The sequence below is a fragment of the Pseudomonas sp. VD-NE ins genome (assembly GCF_031882575.1).
Lineage (GTDB): Bacteria > Pseudomonadota > Gammaproteobacteria > Pseudomonadales > Pseudomonadaceae > Aquipseudomonas > Aquipseudomonas fluorescens_BZ.
This window is the reverse complement of record NZ_CP134772.1, coordinates 2550034-2575161: the sequence shown is the minus strand read 5'-3', so window position 1 is coordinate 2575161 and position 25128 is coordinate 2550034. Positions and strand designations below refer to the sequence as shown.

The 25128-nt window shown below is 59.2% G+C and carries 23 protein-coding genes and 1 pseudogene; 12 read left to right on the top strand and 12 right to left on the bottom strand.

Annotated features, from left to right (window positions below; genetic code table 11):
* Positions 1–22: 22 nt before the first annotated feature.
* Positions 23–631, bottom strand: a complete 609-nt coding sequence (locus tag RMV17_RS11305; RefSeq protein ID WP_095191009.1) for a tRNA-(ms[2]io[6]A)-hydroxylase — start codon at positions 629–631, stop codon at positions 23–25.
* Positions 632–790: 159 nt separating this feature from the next.
* On the opposite strand from RMV17_RS11305, the gene RMV17_RS11300 reads away from it, so the two are divergent.
* Positions 791–1654 carry a universal stress protein gene (locus tag RMV17_RS11300; protein WP_311886548.1) on the top strand — a complete coding sequence of 288 codons (864 nt, stop codon included), beginning with the start codon at positions 791–793 and terminating at the stop codon, positions 1652–1654.
* A gap of 40 nt (positions 1655–1694) precedes the next feature.
* Here the strand turns inward: RMV17_RS11300 and RMV17_RS11295 are convergent, their stop codons facing one another.
* On the bottom strand, positions 1695–2165 hold the full coding sequence (locus RMV17_RS11295; protein ID WP_064117650.1) for a DUF1289 domain-containing protein: 471 nt from the start codon (positions 2163–2165) through the stop codon (positions 1695–1697).
* Between the two features lie 468 nt (positions 2166–2633).
* Here RMV17_RS11295 and acnB point away from each other — a divergent pair, with 468 nt between their 5' ends.
* Positions 2634–5243 carry a bifunctional aconitate hydratase 2/2-methylisocitrate dehydratase gene (gene acnB / locus RMV17_RS11290; RefSeq protein ID WP_311887032.1) on the top strand — a complete coding sequence of 870 codons (2610 nt, stop codon included), beginning with the start codon at positions 2634–2636 and terminating at the stop codon, positions 5241–5243.
* A gap of 52 nt (positions 5244–5295) precedes the next feature.
* On the opposite strand, the gene RMV17_RS11285 is transcribed toward acnB, so the two are convergent.
* From RMV17_RS11285 to RMV17_RS11270, 4 genes are all read right to left on the bottom strand, one after another.
* A complete protein-coding gene (locus RMV17_RS11285) occupies positions 5296–6948 on the bottom strand; it encodes a SulP family inorganic anion transporter (protein WP_311886547.1) in 1653 nt (550 codons plus the stop codon).
* An 80-nt stretch (positions 6949–7028) separates the two neighbouring features.
* Positions 7029–8309, bottom strand: a complete 1281-nt coding sequence (locus RMV17_RS11280) for an HAAAP family serine/threonine permease (RefSeq protein WP_034152470.1) — start codon at positions 8307–8309, stop codon at positions 7029–7031.
* 233 nt (positions 8310–8542) lie between these two features.
* On the bottom strand, positions 8543–8725 hold the full coding sequence (locus tag RMV17_RS11275) for a hypothetical protein (protein ID WP_034152471.1): 183 nt from the start codon (positions 8723–8725) through the stop codon (positions 8543–8545).
* A gap of 69 nt (positions 8726–8794) precedes the next feature.
* Complete coding sequence (locus RMV17_RS11270) at positions 8795–9037, bottom strand: hypothetical protein (protein ID WP_409373119.1); 243 nt, start codon at positions 9035–9037, stop codon at positions 8795–8797.
* A 205-nt stretch (positions 9038–9242) separates the two neighbouring features.
* On the opposite strand from RMV17_RS11270, the gene RMV17_RS11265 reads away from it, so the two are divergent.
* The 7 genes from RMV17_RS11265 (at position 9243) to RMV17_RS11235 (ending at position 14816) form a co-directional block, all read left to right on the top strand.
* Entirely contained in the window at positions 9243–9626 is a 384-nt protein-coding gene (locus tag RMV17_RS11265; RefSeq protein WP_311886546.1) for a tautomerase family protein, read from the top strand.
* A gap of 218 nt (positions 9627–9844) precedes the next feature.
* Positions 9845–10369 carry a cysteine hydrolase family protein gene (locus tag RMV17_RS11260; protein ID WP_311886545.1) on the top strand — a complete coding sequence of 175 codons (525 nt, stop codon included), beginning with the start codon at positions 9845–9847 and terminating at the stop codon, positions 10367–10369.
* A 357-nt stretch (positions 10370–10726) separates the two neighbouring features.
* Complete coding sequence (locus RMV17_RS11255; protein ID WP_034152475.1) at positions 10727–11212, top strand: DUF4822 domain-containing protein; 486 nt, start codon at positions 10727–10729, stop codon at positions 11210–11212.
* Positions 11213–11227: 15 nt separating this feature from the next.
* Entirely contained in the window at positions 11228–11656 is a 429-nt protein-coding gene (locus tag RMV17_RS11250) for a hypothetical protein (RefSeq protein ID WP_034152476.1), read from the top strand.
* 171 nt (positions 11657–11827) lie between these two features.
* Positions 11828–12796 (top strand): 2-hydroxyacid dehydrogenase, encoded by a 969-nt coding sequence (locus tag RMV17_RS11245; RefSeq protein ID WP_034152477.1) that lies wholly within the window; start codon positions 11828–11830, stop codon positions 12794–12796.
* A 162-nt stretch (positions 12797–12958) separates the two neighbouring features.
* Positions 12959–14026 carry a phosphotransferase family protein gene (locus RMV17_RS11240; RefSeq protein WP_311886544.1) on the top strand — a complete coding sequence of 356 codons (1068 nt, stop codon included), beginning with the start codon at positions 12959–12961 and terminating at the stop codon, positions 14024–14026.
* Between the two features lie 22 nt (positions 14027–14048).
* Positions 14049–14816 (top strand): SDR family oxidoreductase, encoded by a 768-nt coding sequence (locus RMV17_RS11235; protein WP_311886543.1) that lies wholly within the window; start codon positions 14049–14051, stop codon positions 14814–14816.
* 1147 nt (positions 14817–15963) lie between these two features.
* On the opposite strand, the gene RMV17_RS11230 is transcribed toward RMV17_RS11235, so the two are convergent.
* The 5 genes from RMV17_RS11230 to RMV17_RS11210 form a co-directional block, all read right to left on the bottom strand.
* A complete protein-coding gene (locus tag RMV17_RS11230) occupies positions 15964–16221 on the bottom strand; it encodes a DUF1652 domain-containing protein (protein ID WP_095120258.1) in 258 nt (85 codons plus the stop codon).
* Between the two features lie 137 nt (positions 16222–16358).
* A complete protein-coding gene (locus tag RMV17_RS11225; protein ID WP_034152481.1) occupies positions 16359–17855 on the bottom strand; it encodes a helix-turn-helix transcriptional regulator in 1497 nt (498 codons plus the stop codon).
* A 171-nt stretch (positions 17856–18026) separates the two neighbouring features.
* On the bottom strand, positions 18027–18920 hold the full coding sequence (locus RMV17_RS11220; RefSeq protein ID WP_311886542.1) for a LysR substrate-binding domain-containing protein: 894 nt from the start codon (positions 18918–18920) through the stop codon (positions 18027–18029).
* A 6-nt stretch (positions 18921–18926) separates the two neighbouring features.
* Positions 18927–21140 (bottom strand): molybdopterin cofactor-binding domain-containing protein, encoded by a 2214-nt coding sequence (locus tag RMV17_RS11215; RefSeq protein WP_311886541.1) that lies wholly within the window; start codon positions 21138–21140, stop codon positions 18927–18929.
* Positions 21140–21604 (bottom strand): (2Fe-2S)-binding protein, encoded by a 465-nt coding sequence (locus tag RMV17_RS11210; RefSeq protein ID WP_034152484.1) that lies wholly within the window; start codon positions 21602–21604, stop codon positions 21140–21142. The genes RMV17_RS11215 and RMV17_RS11210 overlap by 1 nt, the downstream gene beginning before the upstream one ends.
* Positions 21605–21722: 118 nt before the next feature.
* Between RMV17_RS11210 and RMV17_RS11205 the strand changes: the two genes are divergently transcribed.
* The 3 genes from RMV17_RS11205 (at position 21723) to RMV17_RS11195 (ending at position 24927) form a co-directional block, all read left to right on the top strand.
* The gene (locus RMV17_RS11205; protein WP_311886540.1) at positions 21723–22628 is read left to right on the top strand and encodes a LysR substrate-binding domain-containing protein; all 906 of its coding nucleotides are present in this window, start codon (positions 21723–21725) and stop codon (positions 22626–22628) included.
* Positions 22629–23087: 459 nt separating this feature from the next.
* Entirely contained in the window at positions 23088–24017 is a 930-nt protein-coding gene (locus tag RMV17_RS11200; RefSeq protein WP_311886539.1) for an amidohydrolase family protein, read from the top strand.
* Positions 24018–24021: 4 nt separating this feature from the next.
* Positions 24022–24927 carry an amidohydrolase family protein gene (locus RMV17_RS11195; protein ID WP_003224037.1) on the top strand — a complete coding sequence of 302 codons (906 nt, stop codon included), beginning with the start codon at positions 24022–24024 and terminating at the stop codon, positions 24925–24927.
* 10 nt (positions 24928–24937) lie between these two features.
* On the opposite strand, the pseudogene RMV17_RS11190 reads toward RMV17_RS11195, so the two are convergent.
* Positions 24938–25048 (bottom strand): annotated as a pseudogene (locus RMV17_RS11190) (metal ABC transporter ATP-binding protein); the annotation flags it as partial.
* Positions 25049–25128: the final 80 nt, after the last annotated feature.

Sequence of the window (25128 nt, the reverse complement as noted above, 5' to 3'; positions counted from 1 at the left end):
CTTCGGCAGCTCCTACACGGAGTCATGCCGCGACGGGCACGCCGCTGTGGAAGCGGAACTCTTCGTCCGGCGACTCGATCAGTTCCTGCTCGGCGGCACGGACCTTGTCGATGACCTGAGCAATATCCTTCGCGTCCCCGTATTGGTAGGCGAGTTTCAGATAACCCTGAAAATGCCGCGCCTCGCTTTTCAGCAGGCCAAAGTAGAACTTGCCGAGTTCTTCGTCCAGATGCGGCACCAGCGCTTCGAAACGTTCGCAACTGCGCGCTTCGATAAACGCGCCGACCACCAGCGTATCCACCAGTTTCACCGGCTCATGACTGCGCACGACCTTGCGCAAGCCTGAAGCGTAACGACCGGCGTGGAGCTGACGCAGTTCGATCTTGCGCCGTTTCATGATGCGCATGACCTGCTCGTGGTGCACCAGCTCTTCCCGGGCCAAACGCGACATCATGTTGATCAGGTCGACGTGGGAATGGTACTTGGCAATCAGGCTCAGGGCGGTGCTGGCAGCCTTGAACTCGCAGTTCTTGTGGTCGATCAGCAGGGTTTCCTGATCGGCCAGTGCAGCCTGAACCCAGGCGTCTGGAGTGCGGCAGCCAAGGAATTCGTGGATTTCGGGAAGGATCATGGGGCTCACGGTAAAAGGTGTTCGAGCGAAGGGCGCCGATTATACCGGCCTGTCCGCAGACCACCAGCGGCTGGCGTTGATATGCATCAAGTCGCGCACGATCGGGCAGCAACTATAGTTGTGCAACGCCGTGCCTTTTCTTTGCTGGAGACTCCGCTCATGCAAGCCATTCGCAGCATTCTGGTGGTCATCAACCCCGAACATTCGGAAAGCCTGGCGCTCAAGCGCGCCAAGTTGATCGCTGGCGTGACCCAGGCCCATCTGCACCTGTTGGTGTGCGACAAGAAGCACGACCACGCCGGCATGCTCGGGGTGCTCAAAGCCGCGCTGCTGGCCGACGGCTACAGCGTGACCACCGAGCAGGCGTGGAACGAGAGCCTGCACGAAACCATCATCGATGTGCAGCAGGCCGAAGGCTGCGGGCTGGTGATCAAGCAGCACTTCCCGGACAGTTCACTGAAAAAAGCCCTGCTGACCCCGGCGGACTGGAAACTGTTGCGCCACTGCCCTACCCCGGTGCTGCTGGTGAAAACTGCCGGTTCGTGGAAGGACAAAGTCATCCTGGCGGCGGTGGATGTCGGTAATCTCGACGGTGAACACCGGCATTTGCACAACACAATCATCGATCACGGCTATGACATCGCCAGTCTGGCCAAGGCGGATCTGCATGTAATCAGCGCGCATCCATCGCCAATGCTGTCGGCGGCCGACCCGACGCTGCAACTGAGCGAAACCATCGAAGCGCGCTATCGCGAGCAATGTCGGGCGTTTCAGGCGGAATTCGATGTCGATGATGAACACCTGCACATCGAGGAAGGCCCGGCGGATGTGTTGATCCCGTTCATGGCGCACAAGCTGCAGGCAGCGGTGACCGTTATCGGCACGGTGGCGCGCACCGGATTGTCTGGGGCGTTGATCGGCAATACCGCAGAAGTGATTCTGGATGCGCTGGAAAGCGATGTGCTGGTGCTCAAGCCGCAGGAGGTTGAGGATCATTTGGTGGAGTTGGCGGTGAAACATTAAGGATTGCGGTGCCTGAACCGGCCCCTTCGCGAGCAAGCTTTCAGGCGCCGAAGGCGTCTTTCAAAAAGCCCGGGGCGATGTAGCGCTGGTAGTGCGCTTCCGACAGCAGGAAGAATTCCCGATCAATGGCATCGCGCAGTTCCGGCAAATTCCAGTCGCGAAACTCCGGCAGCAACACCATTCCGTACGCTTCCAGATTAATGATCACCCGCGCACCACGGGCGATCAGCTGATACGCCCAGCAATATTCCGACTGATGCGGCACGAAGCGGATCTTGCGCTGCTCCAGTTGCTCGCGCAGGCGCGCTGAATCGAAAATCTCGACCTTGGCCGCCATCACTTGTGACAGCAATTGCTCCAGACGCAGCCACACCGCGCGCTTTTCCTCCTCGTTGTATCCATTCCAATGGATCACTTCGTGGTGGAAACGCTTGCAGCCACGGCACACCAGATCACCGTAAACAGTGGAGCAGAGGCCGACGCAAGGGGTCTTGATGGTCTGATTGGGCATAAGATAGGCAAAACACTGAAACGCGGAACAGGTCGGCATGTTAGCCCTTTGTCGGGCATTGATCACCCCTCAAACATCAGGGTCTCAGCCGCACCGCGCGTTTGACCCAGCCGCGCGCATTGCCACGAAAGTCCAATAGAGCGCGACTTACCTTTAAATTTTTTTTGCCGTAGAATCAGCCAGCCTTTTAAGGCGCCAATGTCCGTTAGAAGCTGTTTTCAAAGCGTCACGAGCACAGTCGTTCCTTCAGAGCGGTGTTGGCGAGGGATTTTTCCAGCGGGGAAAAATCCAGCGCCAACCCTCATCAGCTCCCCGTTCTGCAGGCGTAAAACTTTGAAAGCAGCTTCTGTAAGGAATTGCCGGTAATTCTGGCCGAACGACCCACAACGTCGTGAGGAGCATGAGTACGGCAATTTCGGGATGAGCGTCCCGGACACCCATTTGGGACCACTGATGAGGGTAATAACTGTGCTTGAAGCCTACCGCAAACATATCGAAGAGCGTGCAGCCCTGGGTATCGTTCCCCAGCCGCTTAACGCCGAACAAACAGCAGGCCTGGTCGAGCTGCTGAAAAACCCTCCGGCTGGCGAAGAAGAATTCCTCGTTGACCTGATCACCAATCGCATTCCACCAGGCGTGGACGAAGCGGCCTATGTAAAAGCCGGCTTCCTGTCTGCACTGGCCAAGGGCGAAGTTTCCTCCCCTCTGCTGGACAAAAAGCGCGCTGTAGAACTGCTCGGCACCATGCAGGGCGGCTACAACATCGTCACTCTGGTTGACCTGCTGGACGACGCCGAGCTGGCGCCAGTCGCTGCCGCGCAACTCAAGCACACCCTGCTGATGTTCGATGCGTTCCACGACGTCGCTGAGAAAGCCAAGAACGGCAACGTTCACGCTAAAGCCGTGCTGCAATCCTGGGCTGACGGCGAGTGGTTCAAAAACCGCCCAACGCTGGCCGACAAGATCAGCCTGCGCGTTTTCAAGGTTACTGGCGAAACCAACACCGACGACCTCTCCCCTGCTCCTGATGCCTGGTCGCGTCCAGACATCCCGCTGCACGCCCTGGCCATGCTGAAAATGGCCCGTGACGGCATCGTTCCTGATCAGCAGGGCGCCATCGGCCCGATGAAGCAGATCGAAGAAATGCGCGGTCAAGGCTTCCCGATCGCCTACGTCGGTGACGTGGTCGGTACCGGTTCTTCGCGTAAATCCGCTACCAACTCGGTTCTGTGGTTCTTCGGCGACGACGTTCCATACGTGCCGAACAAGCGCGCTGGCGGTTTCTGCTTCGGCAGCAAAATCGCTCCGATCTTCTACAACACCATGGAAGATGCCGGCGCACTGCCAATCGAGTTCGACGTTTCCAACATGCACATGGGCGACGTGATCGACCTGTACCCGCATGCTGGCAAAGTCTGCAAACACGGCACCGACGAAGTCCTGACCACCTTCGAAATGAAGACACCGGTGCTGTTGGACGAAGTACGTGCTGGCGGCCGTATCCCGCTGATCATCGGCCGTGGCCTGACCGAGAAGGCTCGCGCCGAGCTGGGTCTGCCACCATTCGACCTGTTCAAGAAGCCTGATGCACCGATCGAAAGCACCAAGGGTTACACCCTGGCGCAGAAAATGGTCGGCAAGGCTTGCGGTCTGGCAGAAGGCAAAGGCATCCGTCCTGGCACCTACTGCGAACCGAAAATGACCACCGTGGGTTCTCAGGACACCACCGGTCCAATGACCCGTGACGAACTGAAAGACCTGGCGTGCCTGGGCTTCTCGGCTGATCTGGTGATGCAGTCCTTCTGCCACACCGCGGCTTATCCAAAGCCGATCGACGTGACCACCCACCACACCCTGCCTGACTTCATCATGACCCGCGGCGGCGTTTCCCTGCGTCCGGGCGACGGCATCATCCACTCGTGGCTGAACCGCATGCTGCTGCCGGACACCGTCGGTACCGGTGGTGACTCGCACACCCGTTTCCCGATGGGCATCTCGTTCCCGGCCGGTTCCGGTCTGGTTGCGTTTGCTGCGGCCACCGGCGTCATGCCGCTGGACATGCCGGAATCGATCCTGGTGCGCTTCAAAGGCAAAATGAAACCTGGCATCACCCTGCGTGACCTGGTTCACGCGATTCCTTACTTCGCTATCCAGAACGGTCTGCTGACCGTCGAGAAGAAAGGCAAGAAAAACGCCTTCTCCGGCCGCATCCTGGAAATCGAAGGTCTGGAAGGTCTGACCCTGGAGCAGGCGTTCGAACTGTCCGACGCCTCGGCCGAACGTTCGGCTGCCGGTTGCACCATCAAGCTGTCGAAAGAGTCGATCACCGAGTACCTGAACTCCAACATCACCCTGCTGCGCTGGATGATCGGCGAAGGCTACGGCGATGCGCGTACCCTGGAACGTCGCGCTCAAGCGATGGAAGCCTGGGTGGCCAACCCGGAACTGATGGAAGCCGATGCCGACGCCGAATACGCCGAAGTCATCGAAATCGATCTGGCCGACATCAGCGAGCCGGTACTGTGCGCGCCGAACGATCCGGACGACGCCCGTCTGCTGTCCAGCGTTGCTGGCGAGAAGATCGACGAAGTGTTCATCGGTTCGTGCATGACCAACATTGGTCACTTCCGTGCTGCCGGTAAGTTGCTGGATCAAGTCAAAGGTCAGCTGCCAACCCGTCTGTGGCTGTCGCCGCCGACCAAAATGGACGCTCACCAACTGACCGAAGAAGGCTACTACGGTATCTACGGCAAGGCTGGCGCACGCATGGAAATGCCAGGCTGCTCGCTGTGCATGGGTAACCAGGCACGCGTTGAGCCGAACAGCACCGTGGTCTCGACCTCGACCCGTAACTTCCCGAACCGTCTGGGCGACGGCGCGAACGTCTACCTGGCTTCGGCCGAGCTGGCGTCCGTTGCTTCGATCCTGGGTCGCCTGCCGACCGTCGAGGAGTACATGGAATACGCTGGCAAGATCGACAGCATGGCGGCCGATATCTACCGCTACCTGTCCTTCGACCAGATCGCCGAGTTCCGTGAAGCTGCTGCGAACGCCAACATCCCGGTCGTTCAAGCCTAACGTAACAACGCAATGAAGAACGCCGCCCATCGTGAGATGAGCGGCGTTTTTTTTATGCCTTGGGGTTTAGGGTGAGGGCTTTCTGCACGGCGCCATCGACGCTCAAACCGCTGAGAATCACACCGTTGGCCAGCACTTCAGGCAAAGTGTCCAACACCGTCAGCGCTTCATGCTTGAGCCGCGCCAGAATCAATCGCTTGCCTTCCTGATGCACCCGCAGGAAAAACTCCTGCATCGCCTCAATGCTGGTGCCGTCCAGGTCCGGCGTCTCCTCAAGGCTCAGAATCACCGTGTGCACCGGCACCTCTGCATGGCGGATCAGCCTTAACGCCGCGCCCAGAATCCGTTCAACGTTGGCAAAGAACAACGCCTCACTGGGCCGAATGATCAGTACGCCAGGCTCCGTCTGGGCAATGGGATGACGCTGCACATCGACAAAATCATGCCCGCCATCAATCCGCCCAAGCACCTGAATATCCGCGGCCGACATCTGCTTGAGCATCAGCAGCACACTGATCGCCACCGAGACCAGCAGACCGTCCAGCACGCCCAATACCAACACGGCCGTAACCGCGCAGATCACCAGCACACGATCCCGGCGCCAGATGAAGTAGCGGCCCAGCGGCTGCAAACTCAAACCGCGACCCAACGCATGCATGACAATCGCGGCAAGGATCGGCTCCGGGGTCAGGGCAATCCACGGCAACACCGTCAGCACGATGATCAACACCACCAACGCTGCTACCCCGCCGGCCCAGCGAGACGTCGCACCCGCTGCTTCATTCGCCGAGGTCGCCGAGTATCCCGCCCCTGCCGGCATACCATGAAACAGCCCGGAAAGCAGGTTCGATGCTCCCAGCGCCAACAGGTCGCGGTTTGAGGTGACGCGGTCGCCATGCTTGAGCGCATACGCACTGATCGAGCCATAAGACTCCGCATAGAGAATCATCACCAGCGCAAACCCCACCTCCCCCAGACGCAGCCAGTCGGCGAACGGCAAGGCCGGCAGATTGGGAACTTCCAGGCTCAGGTCGATAATGCCGATCATCTTCACGCCATACGCTGGCAGGTCCAGCCATTGCCCGGCGGCGATGCCGATCACCACTACCAGCAAGCCACCGGGCACCCGCGGGAATCGCGAGAACACTCCGAGCAATACCAGTGCGACGGCCGCGACAGCCGCGGCCGGCCAGTTCCATTGCGGCAGCTGTTCAAACAGTTGCGGGGCGAAGCGCACCAGATTGGTTTCGGTCAGATGCACGCCGACCACACTGGCGACCTGCTTGAGAATGATCGTCAGTGCCAGGCCGAAGGCGAATCCGCGCAAAACCGGTTTGGCAATAAAGGACGTGACACTGCCCAGACGAAAAGCCCCGGCCAGCAAAAACAACCCACCCGTGACCAGCACCAGACCGGCCGCCAACGTGGAACGCAATTGCGGGTCACCATTGGCCAGGGTCGCCGTCGCTGCCGCCAGCACTGCCGCCGAAGAGGACGTCGCCGAGACAATCGCAAAGCGACTGGTGCCGAATACCCCGTAACAAAGCAGTCCGGCAAACAGCGCAATGACCCCGGCCTGTGGCGCCAGCGCGGCGATGGTCGAATACGCCACCGCTTCGGGCAGCAAGAGACCTGCTATCGATAGACCGGCGAGTACATCCCGCCAGCGATTGGTTTGTTCAACAGGTTGCGGGGCGCTCGACAATCCACTGTCTCCAGACAAAAAAAAGCCGCTGCATACATCGTATGCAGCGGCCACTGTAGCTGAGTATCTGGCGTTCTGACCTACGCAGTGAGCGAATAAATCAACGCCGAAATTGCTACCAGGCCGACAGCCGTTACAAACACGTTCGACGCCTGACCGCGATAGCGGGCCATCGCTGGCACCTTACGGATGGCGTACATCGGCATCAGGAACAGAATCGCCGCGATCACCGGGCCACCGATCGTCTCGATCATGCCCAGAATGCTCGGGTTCAGCGTGGCGACGACCCAGCAAATCACCAACATGAACGCCGCCACAATGCGATCCAGCGCCTTGGCGCCCGGGCGTTTGCCACTCTTGATGATCAGGCCTTTGAGACCTTCACTGGCACCGATGTAGTGACCGAGGAACGACTTGGAGATCGCCACAAACGCAATCAACGGCGCCGCGAAGGCGATGGTCGGATTGCTGAAGTGGTTGGCCAGGTACGACAGGATCGACAGATTCTGCGCCTTGGCCTCGGCCAGTTGTTCCGGCGACAGGGTCAGCACGCAGCTGAAGACGAAGAACAACACCATCGCCACCATCAACAGGTGCGCGCGGGACAGGATCTGTGAGCTGCGCTCTTCTGCGTGGACGCCATAACGACGCTTCTGATCGACCGCAAACGCCGAAATGATTGGCGAGTGGTTGAACGAGAACACCATCACCGGAATCGCCAGCCACAGTGTATGCAGCAACGCCGACGGCGCTGGCACGTGCGAAGCGGTAGCAAGGATGCCGCCGTTCCAGTGCGGAATCAGGTACACCGCGAGGAACAGCAGCGCGACGATAAAGGGGTAAACCATCAGGCTCATCGCCTTGACGATCGCCTGCTCACCGCAACGCACCACGGCCAACAGACCGAGGATCAGCACGAACGACAGCAGCGCGCGCGGTGGCGGCGTGATGTGCAATTGATGCTCAAGGAAACTGGCGACCGTGTTGGTCAGACCGACGCTGTAGATCAGCAGAATCGGGAAGATCGCGAAGAAGTACAGCAAGGTGATCAGCGCGCCGGCCTTGATGCCGAAATGCTGCTCGACCACTTCAGTGATGTCGGCGCCTTCACGACCGGAAAGCACGAATCGGGTCAGGCCACGGTGGGCATAGAACGTCATCGGGAAGGCCAGCAGCGCGAGGACCACCAGCGGCCAGAAGCCACCCAACCCTGCGTTGATCGGCAAAAACAGGGTGCCGGCGCCGATGGCCGTCCCAAACAGTCCCAACATCCAGGTGGTGTCCTGGCGATTCCAGCTCGAAAGTTCAGCGGGTGCTGCTGCATCAAAGCGCTCTTCGACGCTATTGGCCTGATCATTCATCCGGTCGGATCTCCGCATTCCGGTCACTTGCCACTCGGTCAGGACGCGTCGGAAAAAACCGACAGACATGCTCCGGCCGAAACAGGGGCGCGATTCTCCGCGATAAATGAGCAGAAGCAAAGACTTAGCTGAGGAATGGTTGTGCGGAGCAGATCCGTTTGGCGTCGTTTTCGGGAAATTATCTGTCGTAAACAGGTATTCGTAATGTCGTTAATAGGCACATGCAAGGGTATTCAGATGGTTCGGGCCAACACCATCACGAAAGCGATCCCCACCGCGCCCATCAACATTCCAAGGCTAAACAGCAAAACCGTTTCACGCCTTTCGGCTTTGCGAAAGGGCTTCATGGCTTCTCTGAACTCAAACTCCTCTTGATACAGTCGGTCTATCCTGGCTCTGCTTTCCTCTGTGTTCATACTGCCCCCTTCCCTTTTTTTGGTGCTCTGAATCAACACGCATGCGCAACTGCAACCTGCTGCGCTCTCTTACAGCTTCAAATAAAGCCCAACGGCGGTGGCAATTGCAGTTAATGCCCCAGCCCCCACCACAAGGGGATACAAGAAAGTCTCAAGTTTCAGTTTTGCTTCCTCCGCCAAAAGCTTGCGCCTCTCCGCGCCGAGCTTTTGGGTTTCCGTTTGTAGCCTTTCGAGTTCCACATTTTTGTGGTCATCAAGATGCATGAACCTTCCTTGGCTGCTGACAGTTAACGCTCGGGAAGCTTTTTCCATCCTGGACCACCTCCCATTACTGCCCCATGATTTCGCGTTAACCGTCTGCCCGATAGCAGATGGCTCTGCCAAATGCGTAGGTAAAATCCGCGAGTTTCGTAGGTAGCCTCATACAAAAACAGTAGCGAGGTCATCACCCCATGCTTTCAATCTGGTTGAAATGTTCTAGCGTGAATGAGTCCCCTGCCCCCCGGAGTCTCTGCCCATGCCCCTCGTTCGCGTCGACATCAGACAAAACCCCGACCCCACCTTCGCCAAACGCATCGGCGAGCAGATCTACGCCGCCCTGCGCAGTTGTATCGATGTGCCCGAGCACGACAACTTTCAGATCCTGACCGAGCACGATGGCCAGCACCTGGTCTACGATCCGCAATATCTGGGGATCCAGCGCAGCGACGGCGTGGTATTCATTCAGATCACCATCAGCGAAGGGCGCACGGTTGAGAAAAAGCAGTTGCTGTTCAAAACAATCGCAGAAAGCCTGCACAAGCAGTTGGCGGTACGCCCGGAAGACGTGTTCATCAATCTGGTCGAGGTGAAAAAAGAGAACTGGTCATTCGGCAATGGCATTGCGCAGTACGTCACCTGACCCCGCAATTGACAGCCAGCTACCGGCGCCAGCATGATCGGCCCATGAACCTTCGCGCGCTGCACCTCACCCGCACCACCACGACCGCCACCGGCGGGTCGTGGTGTTTGTGCGTGAGGTAAACCCAGCGCAGCAAACCCAAGGCCCCGCCAGCAATGGACGGGGCCTTGTTGTTTCTCCCGTCCGTGCGGCATCTGCAGCACTCAAGGAGAACCACCATGCCCGCAGCACTGTTGATCATCGATATGCAGGTCGGCCTGTTCCATGGCCCGCAAAAGCCCTATGACGGCGAACGAATTGTGGCCAACATTCAGCGCCTGATCGCTCAGGCTCGTGATCGACGCGTGCCGATTTTCGCCGTACGCCACACGGGCCCGGAAGGCTCGCCGATTGCCGCCGGCAGCCCATTCTGGCAATTTCTGCCCGCGCTTGAACTGGACGCTGAACTCGACACCCTTTTCGACAAATCCTGCCCCAATGCATTCCATGGCACTGACCTCGCTCAGAGACTCAACTCCGTTAATGTCGAGGATCTTTATCTGGTCGGCATGAAAAGCCAGTTCTGCATCGACAGCACCTGCCGCAGCGCTGCCGAACTGGGCTTTAAACCCGTACTGGTCGCCGACGCCCACACCTGCCTGGACACTGCCGCGCTACCTGCCGAGGCGATCATCAACCATCACAATGCAACCCTCGGCGGCGCCTTCGCACGGTTAATCGACAGCGCGGAGGTGAGGTTCTAAAGAAACGCTCCTTGAAATTGACGCAACTTCACCGAACGCGGTTGCGTCAATCACGGATTTGTAAACCTATCCTCCGTCCTACAACTGTGTTTACTTATCTAATGCAACCAGCGCGATGGATTACAGAAAACACCCATAAAAAGCCCATCACCTACCAACACTTAAGAATACTCCTACAACTAAAACACCCAATAAAACCACGACGAAATATTACCAAACATCCGAACAACACCCATTTGTTACAAGCAACTACGCGAGTATTGATCAACCCTCTTTTCCAGGAATATATTTTTCATGCCCTGAATGACGAAAGACTAATCGCAAACGACCTTCGAAGTTTGCTGAAGAGGACAACGTATGCAAAAGCACACAATGACCGGCCTGCTGTCGGCCGCACTGCTTTTTACCCCACTTGCCAGCGCCAACGCCGATGTCCGCGAGCTGGCTTCTTCGCCGCGATGGCTGACCACAAGGGTCTACATCGACGGCGCTTCTGAAACAGACGTCAAGGCGAAGTATCCCGGCGTCGTGGGGATATCGACCTGGGACCCCGATCGTAATCGATATGAGTTCTTTTACACCGACACGGGAGAGTCAAAGTACAACAATGGTGGAGGCGGTTATTTCTTTGTCACCGGTGACCAGAAGCAGCACATCCTGGTACCCGATATCGGCCCGACCAAAACAATTGTCAGGCGTCTGGAAACATTGAACGACAGTGAATTCACTTATTCGCGGGAAGTCCCCCGCGACATGATCGACAACAATCCTCTTGTGCGTATTCATGTCGTTCATGCGCCGTATACCGGCACCGTAGAAACCAGATCCGCTATCAAACAATAAGACCAGGAGTCAATGATGCAAAAGACAGTTAAAGCCCTGCTGTTGTCGACGTTGCTGGCCTCCTCGTTGTATTGCGCCGGAGTCAACGCGCAAGCCGCCAGTCAACCCGCCAAAAATAATGTCGCCACTGCTGACAACGCAATGATGCTGACCGTGTTTCTGAAACATGATCAGACCCGCCCGCTGAGCGAACTCAAGGCCCAGCTCACGCAACAAGGCTTCTACAAAACCTTTCCCCCGGCCGGGGTCGAAGTGGTGAGCTGGAACATCATGATGGGCATTGGCCAAGTGGTGACTGTACGATTCCCCGCCTCGCGGCTGGCAGAAGTGAACCTCGCCCTGGAAAACACTGCATGGGGCAGTTACCGCACCGAGTTCTATCCAACCTACGATTTCAAGCCGATTGCCCTGGCAGAGCAAACCAAAGCCCAAGCGGCGCAATGATGCCGACAGCACACCGGATCACTGGTGTGCTGCCAACCCTTGCTTCTTGCCCGAAGCCGTCCAGAATCAAAGCACCAATGCGCGAACGACAACGATTGCCAAGCCGCTGCGGATTCAGCACTCTGAAACGACTTTCGCGAACAACCCGCCGACGTTCACAGGAGCCGCGCGATGCCCGCAACCGTTCTGGTACTGGTTGAAACCATCAATGACTATTTGCCGATTCTCGAACATCAGGGCTTTCACTTGATCCTGGCGCCGACACCGGCCGAACGAGCACAAGCCATCACCACCCACGGCGCGCGAATCGACGCGGTGCTGACCCGTGGCCCGCTGGGTCTGACCGCCGAGGAAATCGCCGCCCTGCCCGCGTTGAAAATCATCACGGTGATCGGCGCCGGGTACGAGCAGGTCGATCTGCAAGCGGCCAGCGATCGCGGGATCACCGTGACCAACGGCGCCGGGGTCAACGCCTCGTCGGTGGCTGACCACGCCATGGCGATGCTGTTGGCGTTGGTGCGCGACATTCCACGTTGCGATGCCGCGGTGCGTCGGGGGGAATGGCCGAAAATCATGCGCCCGTCGCTGGCCGGCAAGCGCCTGGGGATTCTCGGGTTGGGGGCGGTGGGCATGGCGATTGCCAAACGGGCGAACCTGGGTTTCGACATGGACATCAGCTATCACAGCCGTCAGTTGCGCAGCGATGTGCCTTACACGTTCTGCTCGACGCCGACTGAATTGGCGCGGGCCTCGGATTTTCTCATTGTCGCTACGCCGGGTGGGATCGGCACGCAGCATCTGGTGACGCGTCCGGTGCTCGATGCACTCGGCCCCACGGGTTTCATCGTCAACATCGCCCGCGCCAGTGTGATCGCCACGGCGGACCTGATCACCGCCCTTGAACAGCGCAGAATTGCCGGCGCCGCACTGGACGTCTTCGACCATGAGCCGCAAGTGCCCGATGCGTTGAAAACCCTGAGCAATGTGCTGCTCACCCCGCATGTCGCGGGTCTGTCACCGGAAGCCACCCAAGGCACTGTCGAGCTAGTGGGCAAAAACCTCGCGGCATTCTTCTCCGGGCAACCGGTACTCACCCCGATTGCACTGCCCCCAAGACGCAGCAACCAGCGCGTGCACTGACCTGCGCCAGCGCCAGCAGAGTGGGCATCCTCTGCTTATTCGGAACGCTGATTATCCGGCAACACGCTAACCTATAAGACCGCACCGCGCTTGTGAGCAATCGGGCGCGCCATTAGATTAGCAAATGATGTCTGGCCTCCAAAATAAGCAGAAGGGATAAGCATGGCGCTTACTGACCAGTCCACCCGTATCCGCTCTGGCGAAGAACTCGATGCCAGCCTGATCGATCCGTACCTCAAGGCGCACATTCCGGGCCTGAGCGGCACAGCTGCGATCAGCCAGTTCCCCGGCGGCGCGTCGAACCTGACCTACCTGCTGGAATACCCGGAACAGGAATTCGTCCTGCGCCGCCCGCCGTTCGGCCACAAGGCCAAGTCCGCCCACGACATGGGCCGCGAATTCCGCATTCTCAATCAATTGCGCGACGGCTTCCCGTATTGCCCGAAGGCTTACGTGCACTGCACGGACGAATCGGTGATCGGCGCCGAGTTCTACGTAATGGAGCGGGTCAAGGGCATCATCCTGCGCTCGGAACTGCCGCCGGAACTGGGCCTCGATTCGGCAAAAACCGAAGCCTTGTGCAAAAGCTTCATCGACCGTTTCGTCGAACTGCACCGCGTCGACTACAACGCCTGCGGCCTCGGTGATCTGGGCAAACCGGAAGGCTACGTGGCCCGTCAGATCAAAGGCTGGAGCGAGCGCTACGAAAAAGCCCTGACACCCGACGCGCCACACTGGGAGAAGGTCAAAGCCTGGCTCAACGACAAGATGCCGGCCGACCACCCGACCTCCAGCATCGTCCACAACGACTACCGCTTCGACAACGTCATCCTCGATCCGCAGAATCCGATGCAGATCATCGGTGTGCTCGACTGGGAACTGACCACCCTCGGCGACCCGCTGATGGACCTGGGCAACACCCTCGCCTATTGGATTCAGGCGGATGATCCGGCGCCGGTGCAATTGATGCGCCGCCAGCCGAGCCACGCTCCGGGCATGCTCACCCGCCGTGAATTCGTCGATTACTACGCCGAACGCTCAGGCATCCAGATCGACAATTTCGACTTCTACTACACCTACGGCCTGTTCCGTCTGGCCGGCATCGTGCAGCAGATCTACTACCGCTTCTACCATGGCCAGACCCAGGACAAACGCTTCGCGCAGTTCATTCACATGAACAAACTGCTGGAGCAGATGAGCTTGCAGGTCATTGCGAAATCGAGCCTCTGACGGCCCACACCCAGGAACCCTTATGTCCAAGACTCAGTTGTTCGACCTCGACGGTAAAATCGCTTTCGTTTCCGGCGCCAGCCGTGGCATCGGTGAAGCCATCGCCAAACTGCTGGCCCAGCAAGGCGCGCATGTCATCGTTTCGAGCCGCAAACTCGACGGCTGCCAGCACGTCGCCGACGCGATCATTGCCGCTGGCGGCAAGGCCACGGCCGTGGCCTGCCACATTGGTGAAATGGAACAGATCAGCCAGGTGTTCGCCGGGATCAAGGAACAGTTCGGCCGCATCGACATTCTGGTCAACAACGCCGCGACCAACCCACAGTTCTGCAACGTGCTGGACACCGATCTGAGCGCATTTCAGAAAACCGTCGACGTGAACATTCGCGGCTACTTCTTCATGTCGGTCGAAGCCGGCAAGCTGATGCGCGAAAACGGCGGCGGCAGCATCATCAACGTCGCGTCGATCAACGGTATTTCGCCGGGGATCTTCCAGGGCATCTACTCGGTGACCAAAGCCGCGGTGATCAACATGACCAAAGTCTTCGCCAAGGAATGCGCGCAGTTCGGCATCCGCTGCAACGCCCTGCTGCCGGGCCTGACCGACACCAAGTTCGCTTCGGCGCTGGTGAAGAACGATGCGATTCTCAAGCAAGCGCTGACGCAGATCCCGCTCAAGCGTGTGGCCGATCCTAGTGAGATGGCCGGTGCGGTGTTGTACCTCGCGAGTGATGCGTCGAGCTACACCACCGGGGTTGCGCTGAATGTGGATGGTGGGTTCCTGTCCTGATTTTCAAGGCAAATGATTAACCCTGTGGGAGTGAGCCTGCTCGCGAATGCGGTGTGCCATTCAACAAATATGTTGGCTGACATCGCCCCTTCGCGAGCAAGCTCGCTCCCACAGAGCTGACTGCGCATCGCCACAATGGCGCCTTCCACGGCAAACACCGCCGTACCGGCCAGGTCCGCGACCAGCACGATCCGTTCAACCCGAGACTTACGCCCCGCCGGCGCTACTGCGTGACGCAACGGGTGGTCGTGATGTGTCGAGTAACCTGCCCGTCGGCGTACACGTCACCGGCGACCTCAGTGTTTTCGAGCACCTGACACGTGCGTTCCGGCGGTGGCGGCGGCGCTACCGGTGGAGGGGGTGGAGGACTGGCACAGCCAGCCAACAACACAGCAAAAAAAGCCAACGGCAACACGCGTTTCCCAAGATTGTTCATAGGACGACCCGCGATGAATGGAAGAGCAACTCCCGCGAACCAACCGACCACGGAAGACCTGACCACTCATTCTTTATAGCCGAGCGCTCTGCAAGCGCCAGTGAATCGGCCAGATCGGGAGAAAGTGGCTGTCGATTTTGCGTTCGGATTCGAGAGGATTGGCAAATTGAAATGTGCTTTGCCAGACAGGACCCCTTCGCGAGCAAGCTCGCTCCCACAGTGGGGCGAAGTACATCCGACAGTGATTGATCGGCTGTCAGGCCGCCATCGCGAGCAGTCTCACTCCTACAGAAAAGCAAAAGCAAATCGCATCCGCTTCTCACCACTCAACAGGATGAGCGTTAGCTCGGCTGCAGCTCTTGATCTTGATCCACGAGCGACGTCGGAAGGCTGAGCAGAGGGAGTGATCCGGGCGTGGGAGCGCAGCGACCGTTTGGCGCAGCCAAACACAGCGAGAGGAGGTGCAGCGAAGCAAACCGGAGACGCTGCGCCCGGATCGATCCCGCAGCGAAGGAACCCCGAGCCCCAGCGAGCGGGCCGAACGTAGGAGCAAGCCTTTTGGGTTACCTTTTCGCTGGGCCGGCACTCCGGCGTCTGGAAAAGGTGACCCGCCGTAAGGGCGGAACCCTAATCAGCAACACCCGCAGCAACGGATATACACCCAAAACCCCAAGAGCCTGGTCGGCCCAAAGGCCGCCAAGCCTAAAAGCCCTAAGCCAAATCCGGATCCCGAAAAGAACGCAAAGAATTGCTCTCCAACTCATACCGCAATTCTTCAATCAAAGCCTCAACCGACTCCGGCGTCCGCAGCGCATCAAGCTTCAACCCACTGATCACCAGATCCACCTGCCCCGACACCGGGTGATACAGCTTCACCGTCAGCGAATGGTCACCATCCACCAGACACTCACACGCCAGCGGCGAAAAACTGCGCTCAAGCTGCGCGCGCAACTGCGCAAGATTCATCATTGCGGCTGTTCCTTTAACAACTTCGAAGGGACGCGACCACAAACCTCAAAAGGCTTGCACCGCACCCCACCAGACTAAGAACAGCCGCCGCCCGCCAACACCTCAAATTGCACCAGATCAACTAGTGCATTTGCACCTTACCGCTGACCCTTGGCGCTCGAATCCCCGGCAAACAGCCCACGCTCCCGCGCCCAGACAATCGCCTCACTGCGACTGTGCACATCCAGCTTGGAATACACCGTCGCGACATGATTACGCACCGTGTTCGGCGCGAGTTTCAACCGCGCCGCGATCTCCTTGTCCGCCAGCCCTTCACAAATCAACCCCAGCACATCACGCTCACGCGCCGTCAGATCAGTGAACGAAACGCTCGGCAGTTGCGGCGAATTGACCTTCTTCACATTGGCCAGTTTCTCGATCAGCGTACGGCTGAACCAGGAAGCGTCTTTCATCACCTCTTCAATCGCCGCCACCAGCTCAAGCTCAGTGCGTTTGCGCTCGGTGATGTCCATCAACACCAGCAAATAACACGGTGTGTCCTGAATATTCACGGTGTCGGCAGACAGCGCACATTCGAGCAGATCGGCATCCTTCCTGCGCACCCGCACATCCACCCGATCGACTCGCCCGTTTTTCGCCAGCGCCGCCAGCAACCGCGTGCGCGCACCGCTGTCATCAATAAAATCCAGCTGCGTCACGGTTTTGCCGAGCACGTCCTCGCTGTCATAGGCGAGGGTTTCGAGGAAGGCCTGATTGACGTCGATCACCTGCTGCTCGTCGGCACTGCAAATCAGGATCGGCACCGGCGTCAGGCGAAACGCCTTGGCAAAACGCTCCTCACTCTGCCGCAACGCCACTTCGGCCTTATGCCGCAGCTCCATGTCGACAAAGGAAAACAGCATGCAATCCTCATCGTTCAGCGTCAGCGGTTGGCCGGCGACGATCACTTGCTTGCTGCCGCCATCGGGCAGACGCAGTTCGGCCTGCATCTGCGGAATGGTCGCGACGTCGCGCAGACGCTGGATCGCCAGATCCTTTTTCTCGGCCTGCTCGAAGATGTCGATTTCATAAGCCGAGGTGCCGATCACCTGCTCGCGGGTATAGCCGGTCATCTCCAGAAACCCTGGATTGACCTTGATGTAGCGCAGGTCGCTGAGACGGCAGATCACCGCCGGCGCCGGGTTGGCGTTGAAGGTCTTTTCGAAGCGCAGTTCGGCGTTGGCCCAGTCGGTGACGTCGCTCATGATCAGCACCAGCGACTCGGGCTGCCCTTCGCGATCCGTGAGAATCATGCTGCGTACGCTATGCACCCAAACGCGTTCCGGATCGTCGGTCGGCGACACTTCAATCAGCACGTCATTGAAACTCTCACAGCGCGCCACCCGGCTGATCGGGTAGTTTTCGGCGGTGATCGAGTGATTGTTGCGATAGCGCAGGTTGAATTTCTTGGCGTATTCGTCGGCATTGTGGCCCAGATCGGTGATCCGCTTGACACCGTGCATGGCCATAGCGGCTTCGTTGGCCCAGAGAATGCTCTGATCCAGCTCCAGCAAAATCACCCCGTCGGACAGCCCGGCGATGATCTGCTGCAACTGGCGGCGGTTGGTTTCGGTGGTCAGGACTTCCTGGCTCATTGGATCTCCACAAGTGATACGCCCATGTGAAGAGTACGACCGCGGCGGCCCGTGATCGTGCCGACGCATTCAAAACCACCTCGCCCCCCCTGTAGGAGCTGCCGAAGGCTGCGATCTTTTGACTTTGATTTTTAAAGATCAAGATCAAAAGATCGCAGCCTTCGGCAGCTCCTACAGCGGTTTTGGGTTGCCGATGAGTTCACGCAGTGTGTCGAGAAACAGCTTGAGCACTGGCGAAGCATCATCCGCCCGATAAGTGGCATACAACGGCACTTCCGGCAGCGCCGGGGTCAAGCGCCGAAACACCAACCCCGCCGGCGCCAATTGCTCGATGGACGCCGGTAACAGCGCCACGCCAAACCCGGCGCGCACCAGACTGAGCAAGGTCTGCACCTCAATCACCTGCTGACGAATCTGCGGGGTGAACCCGGCCGGAATGCAGCACTGATAGAGAAAATGGGCGAACCGCGACTGCTTCAACTCCAGCGCCACGAACGGCTCCTGCGCCAGATCCGCCGGCGCCAGCACCTCGCGAGATGCCAGCGGGTGATCCGCCGGCATCACCACATGAATCGGCTCATAGATCAGCAATTCATTGCGCAACAGCGGATCGTCATAGCCCACGCGAAACACGCAAGCATCGATGCGTTTCTCCTTCAACGCCTTGACCTGTGCCGCCGGGGTCATCTCATGCAAGCGCCAATTGACCTGCGGATAACGCTCACGAAACAGGTGCAAGGCCTTGGGCAGCACGCCGACCATCACCGAACTGATCATGCCGATCTCCAGCTCGCCGAGTTGCCCGCGTCCGGTCTGCCGCGTCAGATCCAGCGCCCGCTCTAGCTGTTCAAACACCAGCGGTGCCTGCTCCTTGAGCATTTGCCCCGCCGACGTCAGTTCGACCCGATGATGGCTGCGCTCGAAAAGCGGTGTGCCCAGTTCTTCTTCCAGCAAGCGAATCTGCTGGCTCAGCGGCGGCTGGCAGATGTGCAGGCGTTCGGCGGCGCGACCGAAATGCAACTCATCGGCCAGTGCCATGAAGTAGCGGAGCAGACGCAAGTCCATGGCGGCTTACCCCAGACTCAGCGGTGTCGAACGCTGGCGCACGCCGGTCAGCGCGAACAGCGCGTTGGCGATGGCCGGCACCACCGACGGACTGCCCAATTCGCCAACGCCACCGGGTTTGCTCGGCTCACCGTCGAGCACGAGGATGTCCGTGGCCGGCATGTCGGACATGCGCGTGACGCGGTAGTCGTGGAAGTTGCTCTGCACCACCCTGCCCTGTTTGATGTCGAGCCGGTCGAACAAGGCGTGACCGACCCCCCACATCAAACCGCCGTAGATCTGCTCTTCAACACCGCCCGGCGACACCGCCAAACCGCAATCGACGACGCAGGTGAGTTTCTCGACTTTCGGCTTGCCGTCGACCGTCGCCACGCGCGCGACCACGGCGATAAAACTGGTGTAACCCTGATTGGTCGCGATCCCCAGCGCCGTGCCAGGCGGCAATGTTTTGCCCCAGCCGGCGCGCTCGGCAGCTTGCTTGAGCACTGCCACATGGCGGGGTCTTTCCTGCATGTTGGCGAGACGAAATTCCAGCGGATCAGAGCCTGCTGCATGGGCCAGCTCATCCATGAAGCTTTCCACGGCGAACACATTGGGGATGAAACTCACCGAGCGATACCAACCGCTGGGCACGCTGCTTTCGTGCTTGACCCAGTTCAACTCCAGATGCGGTGGCCGGTAGGCGAAGTCCCACGCGGTGATCGCCTCGGTGGTGCTGTAATCCATTTTGTCGGGGCGTTCGAAATAGCCTGGCTCCCATTGCTCCGGCGAGGCTGGGGACACCGCGTGCAGTTGCAGCGCGGCGAGTTTGCCTTGAGCGTCGAGCGCGCCTTTGACCCGATGCAACGTCGCCGAATGGTAGAACAGCGCGTGCATTTCGTCTTCGCGGCTATTGAGCAATTTCACCGGTACGCCGGTTTTCTGCGCCAGACACGCGACTTCGAACAACCAGTATTTAGCCTCCCGAGCGCCGAAGCTGCCGCCGGAGACCAATTCATGAATGGTCACGTTGGCCTTGTCGATGCCGCACACGATTTGCGCGGCTTCCAGCGCCGAGGACGGCACCTGCACACCGCCCCAATAAGTGATTGCCTTGTCCTTGACCTGCGCGGTGATGCAGATCGGCTCCAGCGGGTTTTGCACCTTGTAGGGCATGGTGTAATCGGCTTCGATCAACTTCGCCGCACTCGACCATTGCCCGGCGACATCACCTTGGGTCATGGCTTTGACGGTTTGAGCTTCAGGATCGCCGATGGCTCGGGCCTGAGCGCTGACCAGTTGCTCGCTGTCGAACCCGGCCAAGGGCGAATCGCTCCATTTGATCTCCAGCACATTGCGTCCCTGCTGCGCAGCCCAGAACGTATCCGCCAGCACGGCGACACCTTCAAGATTGCCGCCGAGCACATCCGGTCGCCCCGGAATCGCCAGCACTTTGCGTACGCCCGGCACTTTTAAAGCCGCCGCCGAGTCGACGCTGAGCACTTTCGATCCAACTACCGGCGCACGCTGAATCACCGCCACCAGCATGTCCGGCAATTGCACGTCGATGCTGTACTCAAAGCGTCCGCAAACCTTCGCCGCTGCATCACGCTTGTGGCGCAGCTTGCCGATGTATTTGAACTGCGCCGGATCCTTCAGCATGACGTTAGTCGGAGCCGGCAGATTCGCCGCGACACCGACCAGTTCGCCGTAACCGAGGTTGCGTTTGCTCGCAATGTGAACAACCCGACCGTCTTCAGTGCTGCAACTGTCAGTGCTGACTTTCCATTGCTTCGCTGCCGCCGTGATCAACAGCGCTCGTGCAGTCGCTCCGGCCATGCGCAAGCGATCGTATTCAAGGGAAACACTGGTGCTGCCGCCAGTGGAAAACACCTTCCAGACCGGATGAATGTAGGTTTCGAAAAACGGATCTTCCGGGGTGATCACCTGTACGGTCATCGGGTTGACGTCCAGCTCCTCTGCCACGCACGCGGCCAATGCGGTTTGCGTGCCGGTGCCGGAATCGTGCTTGTGCACCACCAGTTTCACCGTGCCGTCAGGCAGCACGCGCACCCAGGCATTGGGTTCGAATTCGCTCGCCGGGGCCGGGGTTTTCGGGTCAGTCGCCGCTATGCCGCTCGGCAGGTACAGGGCAATTGCCAAACCTGAAGCAACGGTCGCTGCTTGCTTGAGAAAGGCCCGGCGCGGCAGTTCGATACGGCTGTCGTCGATAAGGCTCATCACGCCTCCTTCGGCGCATTCGCCGCGCGTTTGATCGCTTTGTTGATGCGCCCGTAAGTGCCGCAGCGGCAGATATTCCCGGACATCGCATTGCGGATCGAGTCATCGGTCACCGCCGCACCGGTGTTGAGCAACGCGGCGGCGGACATGATCTGCCCGGATTGACAGTAGCCGCATTGCGGCACATCTTCGGCGATCCAGGCCAGTTGCAACGGGTGGTTTTGCGTCGGTGACAAGCCTTCGATGGTGGTGATGCTGTGGCCCGCGACGGCGGCTGCCGGCAATTGGCAGGAACGTACCGCGACGCCGTTCAGATGCACGGTGCAGGCACCGCACAGGCCCATGCCGCAACCGAACTTGGTGCCGGTAAGCTTCAGTTGATCACGCAGTACCCATAACAAGGGCATGGAGGAGGACGCTTCATCCAGCTCGCGTCGTTCGCCGTTAACCGTGAATGCAATCATTGTCAGGCTCCAGAAGAGCGGCCCGTCTTTGTGCGGGCCTGGTCACCGATTATTGGAACCCTGAGCAACACGCGGCCAGCGACGATTTCTGCCAACCGCTGTAAGCAGGACTAACAACATGTACAAGCGATACCCATCGGTGCAGTCCATGAGCGCGTTTATCCACGCGGCGCGCAGCGGCAGTTTCTCCAGTGCCGCGCGCAAGCTCGATCTGACCCACAGCGCCATCAGTCAGCAGATCCGCGCGCTGGAAGATTTCATCGGCCAGCCGCTGTTCGTGCGTGAAGGTGGCGGCAGCAATCTGACCGACGCCGGGCAGTTGTTTGCCAGTGTGCTGTCGGACGGTCTGGCGCAGATTGACCGGGCGATCTCGTCGGTGAAAAACCGTAGCGTGGCGCAGCGTTTGACACTCGATGTCGACAGTGAACTGGCGCAGAGCTGGCTCAATCCGCGTCTGCCGCAGTTGCTCGATGGACTGCCGGATTACGAGGTGACGCTGCTGTCGATGCCGCGCAGTGATCGCAGTACGTTTGAACGGGTGGATCTGGCATTGCGTTATGGCTATGGCGATTGGGATGACTGCGAGATGACGCAGATTTGTGGCGATCGGGTGTTGGCGGTGGCTTCGCCGGAGCTGCTGGCGCAACACGGATTGCAGGTGCCGTTGAGCCCGGCGCAGATTCTGCAGTTGCCGTTGTTGGGCTATACGCGGCGCTCGTGGATTCCGTGGCTGGATGCCGCCGGGATGACACCGACCGAACCGCCGGCGCGGGTGATTTTTGATAATGCGGCGAATTTGATTGCGGCTGCCGAGGCTGGTGTCGGCGCGGGACTGGTGCGCGGATTACTGGCCGCCGATGCCTTGCGCAGTGGGCGGTTGGTGGCGTTGAACGAGGCGCAGATTGCCGCGCATTACAATCTTTACGCGGTGTGGCCGCATGGGCAGGCTGAGCGTGTGGCGCCGGTGGTCGAGGTGGTTCAGGCTTTGGCGATGTTGACGCTGGGGAACCAGCCCTCACCCTAGCCCTCTCCCAAAGGTAGAGGGGACTGACCGTGGGATATTGACGAGTTACACCGACGTGCACCTACTGCTTTGAATCCATAATCAACTCGATCTGAAAGAGGGATGCTGCAGAAAATCGTCGACATGAACCAGCCTCGCCGAATCCATAATCGACTCTGTCTTTCAGGTCGATGCATCGCGAAAGACACCTCGGTCGGCCCCCTCTCCCTCCGGGAGAGGGCTGGGGTGAGGGTAGCTCTTGATCTGCCCATATCGCCCAAGTATCACCACCCCGCCCAATTAATATTGTACGAACCCCGCACCCCTTTCCAATACTCGCCCTCAGCAACCACCCACCCGGGCCGGATGCGAACAGGCGAGGGAATGCGCGAATCCTGCGCATAGCAACGGCCGATTGCCCGGGACGTGGATGCCGAGAGCCGCAAGGCTCCCTTCCCCGCTATCAGGAGATCGACTGCAATGATCATCGATATCAGCTGCTATCCCACGGATCTCGTGGACCTCGCCTGGAGGCATGACGGTGACCCGTTCACCGGCGAGCGTCTGCTGGAGATGATGGATGGCCCGTACATGGTCAACGGCAAGCCGCGCCGTATCGACAAAGCCTTCATCCAGCCGCCGCAGGGCAACACGATTTACACCTGGACCGACGGCGACCTCAGCGGCCGCGAATCCATCGACGCCTACATGGCCTACACCCTGAAAATGGTCCAGACCTACCCGGATCGTTTCATCGGCTGCTTCGTCTACAACCCGCGCTGCGGCGTGGAAAACGGCGTCGAGGCGATCGAGCGTTACGTCAAGGAACACGGTTTCGGCATGGTGCAGATGCAGGCCAACATGCACGCCTACCGTCCTGACCGAGCCCTCGACTGGGTTCGCCCATGCTTCGAGAAATGTGCCGAACTGGGCATTCCGGTCAAGCTGCACACCGGTGACGGGCCGTACAGCATCCCTTCGGAATGGGTGCCGATGATCAAGGAGTTCCCCAACGTCAATTTCATCATGGCCCACTTCGGCGTGCAGACCGGCGGCGTCTATGTGTTCGAACCGATGCAATGGGCGATGGAATTGCCCAACGTCTACTGCGAATCCGGCTGGTGCCTGCAATCGCGGATCGTCGAATTCGCCAAGGTCTTGCCGACGCACAAGATCCTCTTCGGCACCGACACGCCACCGAACGAACCGGGCATGTGGCTGCGCCTGCTCGAAGTGCTCTGCCACGAACCGCCGCAAGGCCTGAACCTCGACGAGGACACCCTCGAAGAGTACCTGGGCAACAACACCGCGCGGATGATCGGCCTCGAACCGACCCCGCCACCGCGTTCCGTTTCCGAAGCAGAGGCGCAACTCAAGCATCCCGTCACTACTCAACTGGCCAGGAGCTGAACCGATGATCATCGACACCCATCTGCACCCCACCAACCTGGTCGACGAGGCCTGGCGTCACACAGGCGAACCGTTCACCGGCGAGCGCATGCTCAAGTTGATGGACGGCCCGTACATGATCAACGGCAAACCGCGCCGTATCGACATGGGTTTCATCCAGCCGCCACCGGGCAACACCGGTTATCGCGACGGCAACCGCCGGGGCCGCGAGGGCGTGCGTGACTACATGTCCTACGTCGCCGAACTCTGCGTGAAATACCCGGATCGCTTTATCGGCAACTTCAACTTCAACCCGCGCTGGGGACCGGAAAACGGTGCGGCGGAGCTGGAATTCCACATCAAGGAATACGGTTTCAAGATGCTCAAGCTGCACGCCAACATGCACGGCTATCGCCCGGATCGCGCACTCGACTGGTTGCGCCCGGCGATGAAGGTCTGCGCCAAGTACAACATCGTCGTGCTGATCCACACCGGCGACGGCCCGTACACGATTCCGACGATGTTCTACCCGATCATCCGCGAATTCCCGATGGTCAATTTCATCATCGGCCACTTCGGCATCCAGACCGGCGGCAACTACTCATTCGAAGCGTTCTGGATGGCCATGGACACGCCGAACGTTTACTGCGAATCGGGCTGGTGCTTCCAGTCGCGGATCGTCGAATTCGCCAAGGAACTGCCGCGCAACAAGATTGTGTTCGGCACGGATTCGCCGCCGAACGAGCCGGGGATGTGGCTGCGCGAACTGGAGGTGTTGTGCTCACCGGCACCGCAAGGTCTGGGCATCGATGAGGATCATCTCGAAGACTACCTGGGCAACAACATCGCCCGGTTGTGCGGGATCGAACCGACGCCACCGCCCAAGGATCTGGTCGAGGCCGACATTCGTCTGACCACCACATACCTGTAGCCACACACATAACCTGTGGGAGCGAGCTTGCTCGCGAATGCGGTGTGTCATTCAACAACGATGGTGACTGAACCAATGCCTTCGCGAGCAAGCTCGCTCCCACAGGGTTCGTTGCCAGGATTTAAAAGCACAGCGACTTTACAGGCACGAAGATGACCCGGCGCTCGTTCGACCGGCAGGCCAACGGCTGGCCGCGCGAAC